The organism is Niveibacterium sp. 24ML, from assembly GCF_026586805.1.
In the GTDB taxonomy this organism is placed as follows: Bacteria; Pseudomonadota; Gammaproteobacteria; order Burkholderiales; family Rhodocyclaceae; genus Niveibacterium.
The window spans coordinates 67,404-83,731 of the sequence record NZ_JAPFHA010000002.1; the positions used below are offsets into that span (position 1 = coordinate 67,404).

Genomic DNA, 16,328 nt, shown 5'->3' on the forward strand with positions numbered 1-16,328 from the left:
GTTTCGTTTTGGTGCTTGAGCGGGCGCTTGGCGCGGCCAGCCCTGGCGGCTCCGCTAGAATTTGGCTTTTCAAAGAAACACGCTGATGCTGCAATTTTCTGATCCGCTCTTCTGGTCTGCCGTCGCGCAGATCATCGTGATTGACTTGGTGCTCTCGGGCGATAACGCCGTCGTGATTGCGCTCGCCTGCCGCAATCTGGCGCCTGCGCAGCGCAAGCTCGGGATCTTCTGGGGCGTGTTCGGCGCGGTGGGTTTGCGTGTGGTGCTGACGGCCTTTGCCGCGCTGCTGATGGATTGGCCTTGGCTCAAGGTGGTAGGTGGGCTGCTGTTGCTTTGGATTGGGGTGAAGCTGCTGGTGCCCGAGCAAGACGGCGATCACGAGATTGGCGGCGCGTCCAATGTGTGGGGCGCGGTGAAGACCATCATCATTGCCGACTTCGTGATGAGTCTGGATAACGTCATCGCGGTCGCCGGCGCGTCGCACGGTAGCATTCCGTTGCTGGTATTCGGCCTGGTCGTGAGCATTCCTATCATCGTGTTTGCCAGCCAGCTCATCCTCAAGGCGATGGAGCGCATCCCCTTGATCGTCACGATTGGTGCGGGCCTGCTGGGTTGGGTGGCGGGTGCGATGATTTTTGCCGATCCCGGCGTTCGGCCCTATGTTGCGGGGATGCCGGGCTGGGCACATTACGGTGCGTCGGCGCTGGGGGCGGTGCTGGTGGTCCTGGTCGGCTGGCTGATTTCACGGCGACAGGCCAAGGGCTATCGGGTACTGGAGAACGTCTGAGATGGCGGCGCTCTACCTCACCGAGCAGGATGTCGCGGCCGTGGTCGACATGCCGCTCGCGCTTGAGGCCGTTGCGTCGGCGCATCTTGCGCTGGCGAAGGGCGAGGCGGTTGATTGCCCGCGCCAACGTGTGCGAAGCGGAAAATCGATCCAGCATTTGCTGCAGGGTGGGCTTTTCGATGCCCGCAAGGTGACCGGCTACAAGGTCTACACCTCGTCGCGCGCAGGCGTTCGCTTCTGGCTGCATCTGTTCGACGCAGAGCGTGGCGATCCGCTTGCGGTGATCGAAGCCAACCGGCTTGGCATGATGCGCACCGGTGCTGCGGGCGGCGTGGCAGCGCGCGCGCTCGCGCGTGAAGACAGCCGTCGTGCGGTGGTGTTTGGCGCTGGCTGGCAGGCGCGTGGCCAGCTTGAGGCATTGGCCTTGTCCACTTCGGTTGAGCAGATCGCGGTGGTGGCACGCGATGCAACGCGCCTTGACGCGTTTTGCTGCGAAATGGCAGCACTGACCGGGCGCGAGGTTTTCCCCGCCGAAGACATCGAGGCTGCCGTGCGGCAGGCGGATGTGGTGGTCACCATCACGACCGCGGCCGCGCCCTTGTTCAAGGGGGAATGGCTGGCCGAGGGGTGCCATGTCACGGCGGCCGGATCGAACGCGTTGATTCGGCGAGAGATCGACGAAACCTGTGTGTCCCGGGCTGGTTTGGTGGTGGTGGATAGCCGCGCCACCGCTTTGCGCGAGGCTGGCGATCTGCTGCCCGCACTTGAGAAAGGGCGTCTGCGTGAAGGCGCGCTGGTGGAGCTTGGCGAAATCCTCGCGGGGCACCGGGCGGGCCGATCGGATCAGCGCATGATCACGCTTTTCGAATCGCAAGGTCTGGCCGTTCAAGACCTCGCCTTGGGGGTTGAAGTGCTTACTCGCGCGCAATCTGCCAAACTCGGCACGCTCCTGCCCTATTGAATTCGCCGGTACCCGTTGCCCGCCGGGGCGTGGCGGGGCATGATTGTGATCTTGGTGGTGCTGCCCTCGGGTGGTTTTACGCCTCAATCTGGAGTTCCGAATGCCCAAAATCGTCCTGAGCATGGATGGCCTCGTGCTGAAGGAAATCGCGCTCGACAAACAGCGCATCACAATCGGTCGCAAACCGCACAACGACATCCAGATCGACAATCTGGCGATCAGCGGCGAGCACGCTTCGATTGCGACGATCCTCCAGGATGCGTTCCTCGAAGATCTCAACAGCACCAACGGGACTTACGTAAACGGCCAGCCCGTCAAGAAACATGCGCTCAAGGACGGCGATGTCGTCGAACTGGGCAAGTACCGCCTCAAGTTCCTCAAAGACACGCCGCCCCCCGCGGCACTCGCCAATTCGCTGGAAATGGCGTACGAAGTGCCGCAAGACTTCACCAAGACGCAGAACACCACAATGCGCACCGCCGCAGAGACCATGGTGACCGGCTTCGCGGAGGGGCAGACGGCGACGCAGGGCGTCACAGCATCGGGCGGGCTGTCGGGCACCAACTGGTCGCAGCCGGAATCGGATGCTGTCAGCCAGATCGGTGTCGTACAAATTCTGTCGGGGCGCAACGCCGGGCGTGAGTTGGAACTAAGCAAGTCGCTTACCACGCTGGGCAAGCCGGGCCTGCAAGTGGCGGTGATCACGCGTCGTTCGGTGGGCTATTTCATCACCCATGTTGAGGGCACTGCGTTCCCGGTGGTCAATGGCCGCGAGATCGACGCGCAGGCCCGCGCCTTGCAGGATCACGACGTGATCGAGCTAGCGGGCGTCAAGATGGAGTTTTACCTGCGCGCCGGCTGAGCGCGCGGGTGGGGTGAGCGGTGGAGGTCCGCGTTCTCGGATGCAGCGGCGGCATTGGTGGGCTGGACGTTCGCACCACGGCGCTGGCTGTTGACGACGACATCCTGATCGACTGCGGCACCGGCGTCGGCATGCTGGATGTGCCGGCCTTGATGGCGATTGATCACGTATTCCTCACGCACGCGCACCTCGATCATGTGGCCTACCTGCCGTTCATCATCGATACGGTGGGTGATTACCGCGATCGGCCGCTGATGGTGTATGCGGCGCCCGAAACCTTGCGGATTGTTCGTTCCCATATCTTCAACTGGCTGATCTGGCCAGATTTCTCCGCGATTCCCGATCGTGCGCACCCGCTGATGCATTTCAACGAAATGCGGCCGGGCGAGTCGGTCGATCTTGGCGGGCGGCGCATTACATCTCTACCTGCGCTGCACGCGGTGCCGGCGGTTGGTTACCAGTTGCGCTCCGAAACCGGTGCCAGTCTGGTGTTTTCGGGCGATACAACGGTTTGCGAGCCGCAGATCGACGCAATCAATGCGATCAACGATCTGAGCGCGCTGATCATTGAAACCGCGTTTCCGAACGCGCAGCACGATCTGGCCCTTGCCGCCCGGCACTTGTGCCCGCAGATGCTTTTTTCGGTACTCGATCGCCTGCTGGTATCGCCCGAGGTGTTTGTCACCCACCTCAAGCCTGCACAGGCGGCCGAGATTACCGCCGAGATTGAACAATACGCTGGGCGCCTGCGGCCGAAGATCCTTACAAACGACCACGTTTTCCGCTTCTGATCGCGCCGTTGGCGCAGGCTGCCGGGTTTATCATCTGAACGAGGCATTTCGCCATTGGGGGGCGATTGATGAGTTCGATTCCGGGGCGCACCAGCGCAGGTGATCTGAGCCGCAGGCTGGCTTTTTTCAAGGGTCTGCAAGGGCTGACGGCCCGTATCCACGCCACAAACAACATCGACGAGATCATCTTCGAGCTCTCGGCGGATATCTGCAGCCTGTTCGGCGCAGAGCGGATCACGCTCTACACGGTGGACGAATCCGGCGCCGCGATCGTCTCGAAGGTAAAGACCGGGCTGCATTCGATCAAGGCGATCCGGCTGCCGATTTCAGACCGCAGCGTGGCTGGCTACGTTGCCCTGCACAAGACCTTGTTGAACATCCACGATGTCTACGACGCCGGCGAACTGAGCGCGATATCGCCTAACCTGGAGTTCCGCCGCGAAGTGGACGAGCGTAGCGGTTACCACAGCAAACAGATGCTGGTTGCGCCGATCATGGGGGCCGCCGAGAGCGAGCTGCTCGGCGTGGTGCAATTGATCAATGCCCGCGATGGCTCGTCCTTCTCCGCGATTGATGAGGAGGGGCTCCAGGGGCTGGCGCAGACGCTCGGCGTGGCCTTCGCCCAGCGCCTGTCGCAAGAGAAGCCGTTGCGCAACAAGTACGAGCACCTTGCCCGCGCCGGGCTCATCAGCCATGAGCAGCTTGAGGACATGTCTCGCCTTGCGCGTGAGCGCAATGCCACGGTCGAAGCCATGCTGCTGGACGAACACCGACTTGCGGCGGCGGCGGTGGGGGAGTCGATGTCCCGCTTCTACGGCGTGCCCTACGAGCCCTTTCGGCAAGAACGGGTCAAGTCGATGCACCTGCTGCGCAACATCAAGAAGGACTACGTGCTGCAAAGCGGCTGGTTGCCGCTGGAAGAAACCCAGGAAGGCATCGTCATACTGACGACCGATCCCGAACTTGTGCGCGGTGCCCGGGTTGCCGACAACGTATTCCCCGGCGCCAAGCTTTCGTTCCGCGTCACCACCCGGCGCGAGTTCGAGAAAACCACTCAACAGCTCTTTGAGCAAGGTTTTGATGACGCCTCGGTGACCGATCTGATCTCGGGACTGGGCGATGATGATCGCGATGGGCCTTCGCAAGACGACATCTCCGCCGCGGCGGACAACGAGTTGGTCAAGCTGGTCAACAAAGTCATCATCGAAGCACACCGGCAGGGCGCCTCCGATATTCACATCGAGCCTCGTCCGGGCAAGGAAAAGACGCTGATCCGCTTCCGCAAGGACGGCTCGCTGGTGCCCTACATCGAGATCCCCGCCAGCTACCGCAACCCGCTGGTCACGCGCATCAAGATCATGTGCGACCTCGACATCTCCGAGCGCCGCAAGCCGCAAGACGGCAAGATTCGCTTCCGCAAGTACGGCCCGCTTGATATCGAACTGCGGGTCGCCACGGTGCCCACCGCCGGTGGCATGGAAGACGTGGTGATGCGTCTGCTTGCCAACGGCGAACCGCTGCCACTGGCGGATCTGGGCATGTCGCCGCGCAACCTTGATCGGCTGCGCGGCACGATCAACAAGCCGTACGGCATCTTCTTCTGCTGTGGCCCAACCGGCTCGGGCAAAACCACCACGCTGCATTCGATCCTGCGGGAACTGAATACGCCCGATACCAAGATCTGGACGGCGGAAGACCCGGTTGAAATCACCCAGCGCGGCCTGCGGCAAGTGCAGATCAACCGCAAGGCAGGGCTCGATTTCGTTTCGATCATGCGTGCCTTCCTGCGCGCCGACCCGGACGTGATCATGGTCGGCGAAATGCGCGACAAGGAAACCGTGACGATCGGCATCGAAGCCTCGCTCACCGGCCACCTCGTGCTCAGCACCTTGCACACCAACAGCGCGCCCGAATCGGTGGTGCGCCTGCTCGACATGGGCATGGACCCCTTCAACTTCGCCGATGCGCTGCTCGGCGTGCTGGCTCAGCGTCTTGCCAAGCGCCTCTGCAAACACTGCAAAGAGGCCTACCACCCCGACGAAGATGAAATTCAGGCGCTACTCAACGAGTACTGCGAGGATTTGCGCCTCACCCCCGAATTCCGCGCCGACCCCGCCGCTGCAGAAGCCGCCATCCTTGCTGAATGGAAAGCCGAGTTTGGTCATGAAGGCCAGTTGCTGCTCTACCACCCCAAGGGCTGCCCCGAATGCACCGAGGGCTACAAAGGCCGCGTCGGCCTGCACGAAATGATGATCGGCTCCGCCCCTGTCAAACACCTCATCCAGGCCCGCGCCCCCGTCTCCGAGCTCTTCACCGCTGCGATGGAAGACGGCATGCGCACGCTGCGCCAAGACGGCATCGAGAAAGTGCTCAAAGGGGTGACGGACATGAAGCAGGTGCGGAAGGTGTGTATTCGTTGAGTGCCTGCCGTGCGACGGCAGTGTAACTGACGTATAGCGTCACTTGCCCTTTCGCCTTGGGAAGAGGTTCAGGCACCACATCAAGCGTTTTCAGGGAAATGCCGCGAAACTGGTATCTGGCACGGCTCATGCTGGATGTGCTTCGAGCGGGATGTGCCCGCCGAGACTTTCTCAACTGAGGAGAATCAGCATGACGAACAAAATCCAAAAAGGCTTCACCCTGATCGAACTGATGATCGTTGTGGCAATTATCGGTATCTTGGCCGCAGTTGCGTTGCCGGCATACCAGGACTACACCATTCGTGCCAAGATCAGCGAGTGTGCTGGCGTAGCAAGCGCATGTAAGTCGTCAGTCTCGGAGGCTTATGCGTCGATGAATGCCCTGCCGGGTACTACCGCGGCCGCAGGCTGTGCAACAACCGATACCCAATATTGCGACGCCCCGTCGGTTGGCACCAATGGCGTAATTACTGTGGGCATCAAGACGCTGACCGGCGTTTCAGGTGCTTGTAACCTTCTTTTGACGCCTAATCCTTCGGCAAGTGCCTGGACTGGCTCAACGACTTGCGACAAGAAGTACGTGCCAGCAAACTTCCGCTAATGCCATTGTCGCCTGAGAACGCCCCGCGATGCGGGGCGTTTTTGCTTTGCTTCTTTGTGGAATAGCGCTGTGGATAGAAATCAGATCCAGACAAGGATTCGCTTTGCTTCGCTACATCTCGCGATCAGCGGACTGGTTCTTGCTGCTATATCAACAGTCGTGTTCATCTGCTGGTACCCAAACGATCTGCTTGAGATACAGGGCGGCTTTTTCGTATTGGGAATGGTGGTGCTCGTCGATCTATGTCTTGGGCCGTTACTGACTTTTGCGGTGTATGACACGAAGAAGCGAGAGTTACTGCGCGATCTGATTGTCGTTGTCTTGATACAGCTCGCAGCTACGAGCTATGGGGTGTGGGTCCTCTATTCGGAGCGACCTGCGTATCTCGCCTTTGTCCATGATAGGTTCTTCGTCGTCCGCGCAGGTGACTTGTTTGGCCCTGCCGGCGAGGCAGAGTTTGGTCGGGTGGGCTATGGATTCGGTCCGGCTGTTGTCGCGGTTAACATGACTGCGCGGACTGAGATGGAGTTGGCCCCAGAGATTGAAAATGCCGCCGCGGTGCCTTTGTTTGCGGCGATGCCGGCTGGCTATCAGGCCATCTCCGATGCACGGAGTCGTCTAGCGCATACAGGCCGAAGCGCGACCGGTGGAAAGTTACCTCACTCCGTGATCGCTTTGCTTGAGGGTGATCCGCAACTAAGGGCTTACCCTGTGGTGGGCAGGAAGTCATCAGGTTTCGTTGTATTGAACCATCAATACCCACTTGACTCGATACGTGTCATAGCCCTCAACTAGATTGCTTCGCAGCTGCGCTCTAAGCCTGCGTTTTTGGGCCGTAGGGGCCAGATTGAAGACTTGCCCGAGAGGGTTTTGTGTTTGGCTTTGTCGGCAGAAACTCTGTTCATTTTGCTTTAGTTTTGGGGCTTGCCGCCTCCATTCTTCCACTTCGATCAAGTCCAAGCGCTACGTTTTGGTCGGAATGGCTTGTAGGTGGAATGGCGCTGACATGGTCGTCTATTCGGCTGAGTCGTGCGCAAAGCTGGCGCGCGATGAGCGAGGTCCCTTGGGCGGCAGGTTTTTTGGCCGGTGCGTGCCTCGTCCCGTTGCTTTCAGCTCGCGTGCATGCATCAGCATTTGGCGTTTCTTCTTTCCTTTTGACGCTGATGTGTGTGAGTTGCGTGGCTAGTCTCTCACGTGATGTCTCGAAGGTTGTCTCGTTCGGGGTGCTACTCGGCGCCGTGCTTCAATCGCTCGCGGGCGCTATGCAGCTCGCTGGCATCTCAGCTTTCGGTCTGGTGCTTTCCAAGGTGTATCTGCAGGCGTTCGGCAATGTCGGCCAAGCGAATCACTATGCATCGCTTCTAAGTTTGGGGCTTGCGGCTTTGGTAGTCGGCGCTGGGCGTTGGCGCTGGCCAAACTGGCTGACGGGTGTGTGCGTGGTTTGGCTTGCCTTTTCCATCGCGGCTTCTGCGTCACGCGCACCGTGGTTCTACATGCTGGCATTCATCGTCCTTGGCGCTTGGGCCTTGCGTTCGGATGATCCCGATAGCCGCGAGGCGGGGTGGCGGTCGATCTGGGTCGGGGTGGTCGTGCTGGCGGTTCAGGTGGTGTTCGCCTATGGCGGTTTCCTGGACAAGCTTGGTGTGACTTCGTCAATTGCCCGTGCCGCCGATGCCGGCTCCAACGGCCAGCGCCTCTACGATTGGGCGTTGGCTTGGTCGGCGATCAAGGCGCATCCGTGGCTGGGCGTGGGGATTGGCGGTTTCCATGGTTGGGCGATCGAGCAGATGCCCTTCACGCCGCCGGTGCCGTTTTCGAAGTTTGCCGAGCATGCGCACAATTTGCCACTTCACCTGGCGGCGACGATGGGCGTGCCGTTCACCGTGCTGTTTCTTGGTGGGCTCGGCTGGTGGCTGGTGCGGCAGTTGCGTGCGCCGATGACGCCGGAGCGCTTGTTTGCGTTCTGCGGGCTGGCGGTTATCGGTTTGCACAGCATGGTTGAGTACCCGCTCTGGTACACCTATTTCATCATTCCGGCGGGTTTGTTTTGCGGGATTCTGGCAGCGACCAATCCGTCCGAGCGCACGATTACTGTGCCGGCTTGGGTGATGCGCGGCTTTGCAGCGCTGATGCTGATCGGGCTGGTATGGGTGGCGCGCGACTATGTGATCCTTGAGCGCGCGTATGCCGACTGGTATGCCCATCGTGCCGCGCCCACGCTGGAAGATCGCGCCCGCGTGCGGGCTGCGGTGGAGCGGGTGCCGCGCTGGTCAATCGTCGGTGATCATGCGCAGTCGATGGCGCTGCAGACTTGGCTACCGGATGCGGCGACAGCGGCGGACATGGTTTCGCGCTGTGAGCCGGCATTCAAGGTGCGCCCCTCCTGGGGCTTGGGTACGCAGTGTCTGCTTGCAATGGGGATGGCGGGTGACCGCGTCGGGCTTGAGCGGATGTCCCGGGTGATGTGCGAGGGCTTCGCGCGCCACCATGCCTTGCTGCGCCAATGGGTGGATGGTGCCCAGCGTTACAAGCCCGCCCTGCCTTTGCGCTCGTTCGCCTGCCTGCGCAATCCCTGACCGGATTTGCTGCGCTGCACGCCGGTATACTGGTGCGTTGCCTGGCATTAAAGAGCCCTCAAGTCCATGACATTTCTCGATAAACACGGCGTTTTGCCCCGCTTTCAGGCTGGAGAGCGGTTTTCGATTGAGCTGGGCTGTGGTCCGCGCAAGCTCGATGCCGCAGCAGTGGGGATTGATGCGCTGGACTTCGATTGCGTCGATCTGGTGGGCGATGTTTTTGAAGTGCTCGCCGCCTTGCCGCAAGGCGGTGTTTCGTCCTGCTATTCGGCGCATTTCTTTGAGCACATTGACGATCTGCCGCGCCTGATCGACGAACTGGCGCGCATCATGGCCCCCGGTAAGATCGCGACGGTCAAGGTTCCGCACTTTGCCAACCCTTACTTCTACTCCGATCCGACCCACCGCCGCTTTTTCGGCCTCTACACCATGTCCTACTACGCGCGCGATGCGCTGCTCTGGCGCAAGGTGCCTAACTATGGCCGCATGCCGGCCTTTGAGCTGGATGCTGTGACGTTGAAGTTCGACTCGCCGTTTCCGATTCGAGGCTTGATCAAGCGGACACTTGGCCGAGTGTTCAATCTGACAACCTGGTTGCAGGAGTTCTACGAAGAGAACCTCTGCTACCTGTTCCCCTGTTACGAAGTCGAATACCGCCTGCGCCGGCTCTGATTCGCTGATGTCGTTGCGCTCAAGCCTCGCCTACTTTGCTTTTCGCGGCGCTTCGGGCGCCATGGCGGTGCTAACCGTATCGGTCTTCGCGCGCCTGCTCGGCCCAGAGGGTTATGCGCACTGGACGCTCGCTGTTGTCCTCAGCAGCTTCGTCGCCGGCGTGCTGATCCAGCCGATCCACGCTACGCTGGCGCGCTTTCTGCCGCGCCCCGGGGGGGCTGAACTGGTTACGACATTCGGCCGGCTGCTGTTGGTGGCTGCGGGCATCGTCACCGTGTTCGCCCTTGTGCTGGACGCGCTGATTCCCGCATGGTTGCCTGCCGGCATCCTTGCTCTGGCGCTTGCGCTGGGCCTGTCGCAGGGCGTCTTTGATTTCGCCGCGCAGCATTGCTCCAGCACCTTGCAGGCTCGCCGGTATGGCCGGCTCTACCTGTTTAAGTCCGTGGTGGCGCTGGCGCTTGGCTATGCGGTGCTGACGCAGGGCTGGGGCGCGGCGGGGGCGGTGTTTGCCGTGTGCGCGGCCTATCTGCTTGCTACCGCGGTGTTCGGGCGCGCAGCCTGGGTGGCGGTGGTGCGTGGCCGCTTCAGCGCGGCAAGCTTGCCTGAGATCCGAGCCTACGCCTTGCCCGTGGGCTTTGCCCTGCTGACTGGCGCGCTTTTGCAGTGGGGGGATCGGCTGGTGCTCGCCGCCCACGTCGCACCGGCGCAATTGGGCGCTTACGGTGCGGCGGGGGATCTGGCACAGCAGGGTTTTGGCCTGCTCTTCAGCGCCTTCCACCTGGCTTGGTTTCCGCGGCTTATATCGGCGTGGGAGCGTCGGGCGCCGGATCTGCAGGCCCAGCTTGACCGCTATGCGCAGCTCTCGCTGCTTGTGATGGTGCCGGCCACGCTGGGGTTTGCGCTGGTCGCGCATGAGCTTGCCGGCGCGCTGCTGGGCAGCGCATTCCGCGACGATGCCGCGCGTGTCATGCCCTGGCTGGCCTTGGCGGCCTTGCTCGGCGGGCTGCGCACCTACCTGTTTGATTTGCCCCTGCATCTTGGCCAGCGCATGGGCGTGCAGAGTGCAATCGCCGGTGGCTGCGCGCTGCTGGGCGTAACGCTCAATCTCTTGCTGGTGCCGCGCTACGGCATCGCGGCGGCGGCGGCGGTGGCAGTGCTGGCACAGGGCTGCGGATGTGTCGCGAGCTACTGGGTCGGGCGGCGCACGTTGAGCCCGCGCTGGGCAATGCGCGATCTTGGCGCGGTCGGCGCCGGGGCGCTCGGCATGGCGCTTGCGGTGATGGCGGTGCCGATGTCTGCGGGCGCTACGCTGCTGGTCGCCACGACACTGGCGGCCAAGGTGCTGTTGGGCGGGCTGGTGTATGCGCTGGCGATGCTGGCCTTCAACACCGCCGGACTGCGCACGCTGATCCTTCGGTGCCTGAGGCCTGGCGTATGACGCAACGTGTGCGGGCTGTCGCCTTGACACAAGGTGTCCGGGAGCCGTCGGCGCGGTTTCGTGTGCGTCAATACCTGCCGCAACTCGAATGCGCCGGTATCGATCTGGTCGAACGCCCCGCGCGTTTTGGTGCTTATCCGCCTGGTCCCGGCTTGCAACGCCTGCCCTGGCTGGCCGCCACCCTGGCAGAGCGGGCCTTTGCGGCGTTGCGATCGAACTCGGCCGACGTGGTGCTCTTCCAGCGTGAAATGGTGTCGACGCTGTCGCTGACCGAACGCCTTTGCCGTGCGCCAGCGGTGCTGGATGTGGATGACGCGATTTGGCTGACGCAGCGCGCCGGCATGATCGACCGCCTCGCTGCGCGCTGCCGGCTGGTGTTATGCGGCAACGACTACATTGCGGATCACTTCGCGCGCTTTGCGCCGGTCCGTGTGTTGCCAACCGGTGTGGATACCCGCGTCTGGGTGCCCGGCGTGCGCGACGCGAAGCCGACGCTGGTCTGGTCGGGCAGTGCAGGGGGCTTGCCCTACCTCTACGAGATCGAAGCGGCGCTTGCGCGCTTGCTGGCGGATCTTCCCGAGGCAAGGCTGCGGGTGGTCAGCAATACGCCGCCGCTCTTCCGAACGATCGATCCCTCACGCGTCGAGTTCATCCCCTGGTCGCCGGAGCGCGAGGTCGCGGCGGTGCAATCGGCTTGGGTGGGCCTGATGCCGATGCCAGACACACCGTGGACGCGCGGCAAGTGCAGCTTCAAGATGCTGACCTACCTTGCCTGTGCCGTGCCGGCGGTTGCGTCCCCTTGGGGGATGAATCAACTGGTCATCGCCGGCGGTGGCGCGTTTGCGGCGATCAGCGACGACGACTGGGTCGAGCATCTGCAAGCGCTGCTGCGCGATGCCGATCTTGCGCGGCAGGCAGGTCTTGCCGGGCGCGCCCAGATCGAAGCGAAATACGCGTCAGAAATGCTCGGGCAAACCCTTGCAGCAGCCCTTCGCGAGGTGGCCGCTTGAACGCGCCGCGCTCGCCCGATAATCTCCTTCACCGTTTGGATTGAGACGCAGGTATGTGTGGCATTGCTGGGTTCTGGGGGCCGTCTGCGTCATCCGATGCGCTGACTTCAATCGCGCGGGCGATGGGTGAGGCGAGCGTGCATCGCGGGCCGGACGGGCGGGGTGAGTTTGCCTTGCCGGCGGTGGGGCTTGGGTTGGCGCACCGGCGACTGGCGATCATCGATCTGACCGAGGCCGGCCACCAGCCGATGCATTCCGCGTCGGGGCGCTGGACGGTGGTCTTCAACGGCGAGATCTACAACTACCTGGTCGCCCGTGCCGAGCTCGAAAAGCTGCGCGGCGGATTCGCCTGGCGCGGCCATTCCGATACCGAACTGCTGGTCGAGGCGCTGGAAACCTGGGGCGTTGAAGGCACGCTGGCGCGCTGCAATGGCATGTTCGCGTTCGCTGCGTGGGATCACGCCGCAGGCCGGTTGATCCTCGCGCGCGACCGGCTTGGCGAGAAGCCGCTCTACTACGGCACCATGCCCGACGGCACGCTGCTGTTCGGCTCGGAACTCCGCGCGCTGTACGCACACCCTTCTTGGCGCGGTGCAATCAACCGCGACGCGGTGGGCATGCTGATGCACTACAACAGCATCCCGGCGCCGTTTAGCGTGTGGCAAGGCGTTGCCAAATTGCCACCGGCACACTGGCTGGAGGTGCGCGAGCGCAGGGCAAGTGCGCCACGGCCTTACTGGTCGCTACGCGATGCGATGCAAACCGGCGCCGCATCGCGTACTGGTGCGGCCGGTGACGACAGCCTCTGGGTCGATCGGCTCGAAACTGTGCTCGGCGAAGTGGTCGAGCAGCAGATGCTCTCCGACGTGCCGCTGGGCGCCTTCCTGTCTGGTGGCATCGACTCCTCGCTGGTGGTTGCGATGATGCAGAAGCGCGCCTCGCAGCCAGTCAAAACCTTCACGATAGGTTTCCGCGAAGACGCCTTCGACGAGGCGCGTTTTGCCCGCGAAGTCGCCGCGCACCTGGGCACCGAGCACCACGAGTTCTACCTCACGGGCGGCGATGCGCTGGGCGTGGTGCCCAAGTTGGCCGAGATCTATGACGAACCTTTCTCGGATTCCTCGCAAGTGCCGACCTGGCTGGTCTCGCACTTTGCACGCCAGCATGTCACGGTCGCGCTGTCGGGCGACGCGGGTGACGAGCTGTTTGCCGGCTACACCCGCTACCTCGTCGGCGATGGGTTCTGGCGCCGTGCCAGCAAGGTGCCTTACCCCTTGCGTCGCGCGATCGCTGCGGGCATTGGCTGTATGCCGTCGCGCGCATGGGATGGGCTCGGTGCCGCACTCGGGCCAGCCTGCCCGAAGCTGTTGCGCAATTCACCCGGCGACAAGTTCTCGCGCATCGCCCGCATGCTGCGCGAGCGCTCGCCAGCCGGTTTCTACGATGAGCTGATCTCGCACTGGAAGGACCCCGCGACCCTGGTGCCGGGCGCGCGCCTTGCACCGCTCGAACTGGCCGAGGCCGCGGCCCGCGCCGGGCTCAGCGACATCGAATTCATGCAGGCGCACGACACGCTGGCCTACCTGCCTAACGACATCCTGGTGAAGGTCGACCGCGCGGCGATGGCGGTTAGCCTGGAGACTCGCGCGCCCTTCCTCGACCGCCGCGTCCTCGAGTTCGCCTGGACCGTGCCTGAATCGCTCAAGGTGCGCGAGGGCAATGGCAAGTGGTTGATGCGCGAACTGCTCGCGCGCCATGTGCCGCGAGCGCTGTTCGAGCGCCCCAAGCAGGGCTTCGGCGTGCCGCTCGCGGGCTGGTTACGTGGGCCCTTGCGCGAATGGGCCGAGAGCTTGCTGGCGCCCTCGGCATTGGCCGAGAGCGGCCTGTTCGACCCGGCGCCGATCCGCAAGAAGTGGGCTGAACATCTGGCCGGGCAAGGTCACTGGCACTACTACCTGTGGGACGTGCTGATGTTTCAGGCCTGGTTCCAGCGCTACCGCGCCCAGGTGAGCTGACACAATGCGGGTGCTGCTGTTCGCCAACACCGATTGGTTCCTGTGGAACTTCAAGCGCTCGCTCGCCCACGCCTTGCGCGCTGCGGGCCACGATGTGGTGCTGGTGAGTCCGCCCGGTGAATTCGGCGAGCGCTTGCGCGCCGACGGATTCCGCTGGGAGCCCTTCGAACTCTCGCGCAGCGGCACGCACCCACTGCTCGAACTGCAGGCGGTGCGTCGGCTCGAAGCGCTCTACTGCGCGCTGCGGCCCGATCTGGTGCACCACTTCACGATCAAGTGCGTGATCTACGGCTCCTTCGCGGCGCGGCGCACCCAGGTGCCGCGCATCGTCAACTCGATTACCGGACTCGGTTTCGCGCTGCTCGCGACCACGCTCAAGGCGCGGCTGATCCGCCCGGTGGTGGTGGCGCTGTACCGCCGTGCGCTGGTCGGCACGCAGGTGATTTTCCAGAACGCCGACAACCGCGACACGCTGGCGGCGCTGGGTGTGCTTGAGCGATCCGGCGTGCATGTGATTCCCGGCGACGGGGTGGATCCCGCTTTCTTCGCGCCGCCCGCCAACGCAGCGCGTGGCAAGACCGTTCTGATGATGGGGCGTCTGCTTGCATCCAAAGGTGTGGCCGAATACGTAGCCGCTGCGCGCATCGTGCGCGCGCGCCATCCCGATGCGCGGATGCTGCTGGCCGGTGCGCCCGACCCCGGCAACCCCGAAAGCATTGGCGAGGCACAGTTGGCGCAATGGCGCGGCGTGGGCGCAGTCGAATTCCTTGGCCAGCGCAGCGATGTGTTGGCTCTGCAGCAGCAGGCCGATGTGGCCGTGTTGGCAAGCACGCAGGGCGAGGGCATGCCGCGTGCTTTGCTCGAAGCGGCATCCTGCGGGCGGCCGATGGTCGCTACGGATGTGCCCGGTTGCCGCGAGCTGGTGGCGCATGGACGTAACGGCTTGCTGGTGCCGCCGGGCGATGCCGAAGCGCTTGCGGCGGCGATCATTTCGCTGCTCGACGATCCGGCGCGCGCCGCACGCATGGGCGCCGAAGCGCGGGCCGATGTACTCGCGGGCCTGACGGACGCGCGCATCGCGGCGCGGACGATGCAGGTCTATGGGCTTGACGCGGGAGCGGGCGCCGCGTGAGTTTCAACTACCTCTTCTACCCCTTCGCGCTGTCGCTGATTTTCTGCCTCGTGCTGGCGCGGCTGGCACCGTGGCTGGCGCTGATGGATAAACCCGATGCGCGCAAGCAGCACGGCCGCGCGGTGCCCGTGGTGGGCGGCATCGCGATCATGGGTGCCTACATCCTCGCGCTGAAGCTGCGCGGGATTGGCGGCAACCTCTTCGAGGCGATGCTGCCTGTGGCGCTGGTGCTGGTGGTGGGCGTGATCGACGATGCGCGGCCGGTCCCAGCGCGCGTGAAGCTGATCGCGCAGTGCGTGGCCGCCTGGCTGCTGCTGCGCGTGACCGGCTTCACCCTGGCGCAGGTGCCGCTTCCGGGGCTGGATGGCGGCGTGCCGCTGGGGCCGCTGGATACCGCGGTTACGGTGTTCGTCATCGTCGGCGTAGTAAACGCGCTTAATCTTTCAGACGGGGCGGATGGTCTGGCCGGCGGGCACGTGATGATTGCGCTGACGGTGTTCCTCGTTGCTGCAGTATCGGCGGGGCGCACGACCGATGTGCTGCTGATCGTCGGTCTGATGTCCTCGGTGCTGGGTTTTCTGGCCGTCAATGCGCGCCACCCGATGCTCGACCGCGCCCATGTGTTCATGGGCGATGCAGGCGCGCTCGCGCTCGGAACCTTGCTGTGCTGGTTCGCGATCCATCTTTCGCGTGGCCCGAACCCGGCAATGCCGCCGGTGCTGCTGCTGTACGCCGTCGCGCTGCCCCTGCTCGACATGGCCACCGTGTCGGTGCGGCGCCTGATGCAGGGCGTATCGCCAATGCGGCCGGATCGCACCCACCTGCACCACATCCTGTGCCTGAAAGGCCTGTCAGTGGAACTCTCGGTGCCCTTGCTGTGGGCGCTGAACGCCGCGATTGCCACGCTGGGCTTGCTGCTGTGGCGTGGTGGCGCGTCGCAGGGCGTGCTGCTGCTCGTCTGGGTCTTGGTGCTGGCGGGCAAGATGGTCTGGATGCGCGTGTGGGAGGAGGTCGAGCCGCCAGTGCCCTCCATATCGAATGAAGCGGAGCGGTAACAGGTGGC

14 protein-coding genes are annotated in these 16,328 nt (G+C 63.4%); all 14 read left to right on the forward strand.

Annotation, left to right across the window (positions count from 1 at the left end):
- The first annotated feature begins 85 nt into the window (after nucleotides 1–85).
- The 14 genes from OPU71_RS01935 to OPU71_RS02005 all read left to right on the forward strand — a co-directional run bounded on the left by OPU71_RS01935 (nucleotide 86) and on the right by OPU71_RS02005 (nucleotide 16,320).
- Nucleotides 86–787, forward strand: coding sequence for a TerC family protein (locus OPU71_RS01935; RefSeq protein WP_267724457.1), 702 nt, complete (start codon nucleotides 86–88; stop codon nucleotides 785–787).
- A 1-nt stretch (nucleotide 788) separates the two neighbouring features.
- Complete coding sequence (locus OPU71_RS01940; RefSeq protein ID WP_267724460.1) at nucleotides 789–1,748, forward strand: ornithine cyclodeaminase family protein; 960 nt, start codon at nucleotides 789–791, stop codon at nucleotides 1,746–1,748.
- A gap of 100 nt (nucleotides 1,749–1,848) precedes the next feature.
- Nucleotides 1,849–2,610 carry an FHA domain-containing protein gene (locus tag OPU71_RS01945; protein ID WP_267724464.1) on the forward strand — a complete coding sequence of 254 codons (762 nt, stop codon included), beginning with the start codon at nucleotides 1,849–1,851 and terminating at the stop codon, nucleotides 2,608–2,610.
- A gap of 20 nt (nucleotides 2,611–2,630) precedes the next feature.
- Nucleotides 2,631–3,401, forward strand: coding sequence for an MBL fold metallo-hydrolase (locus tag OPU71_RS01950; RefSeq protein ID WP_267724467.1), 771 nt, complete (start codon nucleotides 2,631–2,633; stop codon nucleotides 3,399–3,401).
- A gap of 68 nt (nucleotides 3,402–3,469) precedes the next feature.
- Nucleotides 3,470–5,821, forward strand: coding sequence for a GspE/PulE family protein (locus tag OPU71_RS01955; protein ID WP_267724469.1), 2,352 nt, complete (start codon nucleotides 3,470–3,472; stop codon nucleotides 5,819–5,821).
- Between the two features lie 190 nt (nucleotides 5,822–6,011).
- Nucleotides 6,012–6,422 carry a pilin gene (locus tag OPU71_RS01965; protein ID WP_324256024.1) on the forward strand — a complete coding sequence of 137 codons (411 nt, stop codon included), beginning with the start codon at nucleotides 6,012–6,014 and terminating at the stop codon, nucleotides 6,420–6,422.
- 69 nt (nucleotides 6,423–6,491) lie between these two features.
- Nucleotides 6,492–7,217, forward strand: coding sequence for a hypothetical protein (locus OPU71_RS01970; protein ID WP_267724471.1), 726 nt, complete (start codon nucleotides 6,492–6,494; stop codon nucleotides 7,215–7,217).
- A gap of 383 nt (nucleotides 7,218–7,600) precedes the next feature.
- Nucleotides 7,601–8,998 (forward strand): PglL family O-oligosaccharyltransferase, encoded by a 1,398-nt coding sequence (locus OPU71_RS01975; RefSeq protein WP_267724473.1) that lies wholly within the window; start codon nucleotides 7,601–7,603, stop codon nucleotides 8,996–8,998.
- A 66-nt stretch (nucleotides 8,999–9,064) separates the two neighbouring features.
- Nucleotides 9,065–9,670: a methyltransferase type 11 gene (locus OPU71_RS01980; protein WP_267724475.1), complete on the forward strand. Its 606-nt coding sequence runs from the start codon at nucleotides 9,065–9,067 to the stop codon at nucleotides 9,668–9,670.
- 7 nt (nucleotides 9,671–9,677) lie between these two features.
- Nucleotides 9,678–11,108 (forward strand): polysaccharide biosynthesis C-terminal domain-containing protein, encoded by a 1,431-nt coding sequence (locus OPU71_RS01985; RefSeq protein WP_267724476.1) that lies wholly within the window; start codon nucleotides 9,678–9,680, stop codon nucleotides 11,106–11,108.
- Nucleotides 11,109–11,170: 62 nt separating this feature from the next.
- Nucleotides 11,171–12,118: a glycosyltransferase gene (locus OPU71_RS01990; protein WP_267724477.1), complete on the forward strand. Its 948-nt coding sequence runs from the start codon at nucleotides 11,171–11,173 to the stop codon at nucleotides 12,116–12,118.
- Between the two features lie 53 nt (nucleotides 12,119–12,171).
- Nucleotides 12,172–14,133 (forward strand): asparagine synthase (glutamine-hydrolyzing), encoded by a 1,962-nt coding sequence (asnB, locus tag OPU71_RS01995; RefSeq protein ID WP_267724478.1) that lies wholly within the window; start codon nucleotides 12,172–12,174, stop codon nucleotides 14,131–14,133.
- A 4-nt stretch (nucleotides 14,134–14,137) separates the two neighbouring features.
- Nucleotides 14,138–15,265: a glycosyltransferase family 4 protein gene (locus OPU71_RS02000; RefSeq protein WP_267724481.1), complete on the forward strand. Its 1,128-nt coding sequence runs from the start codon at nucleotides 14,138–14,140 to the stop codon at nucleotides 15,263–15,265.
- Nucleotides 15,262–16,320, forward strand: coding sequence for an MraY family glycosyltransferase (locus tag OPU71_RS02005; RefSeq protein ID WP_267724483.1), 1,059 nt, complete (start codon nucleotides 15,262–15,264; stop codon nucleotides 16,318–16,320). The genes OPU71_RS02000 and OPU71_RS02005 overlap by 4 nt, the downstream gene beginning before the upstream one ends.
- The last annotated feature ends 8 nt before the right edge of the window (nucleotides 16,321–16,328 follow it).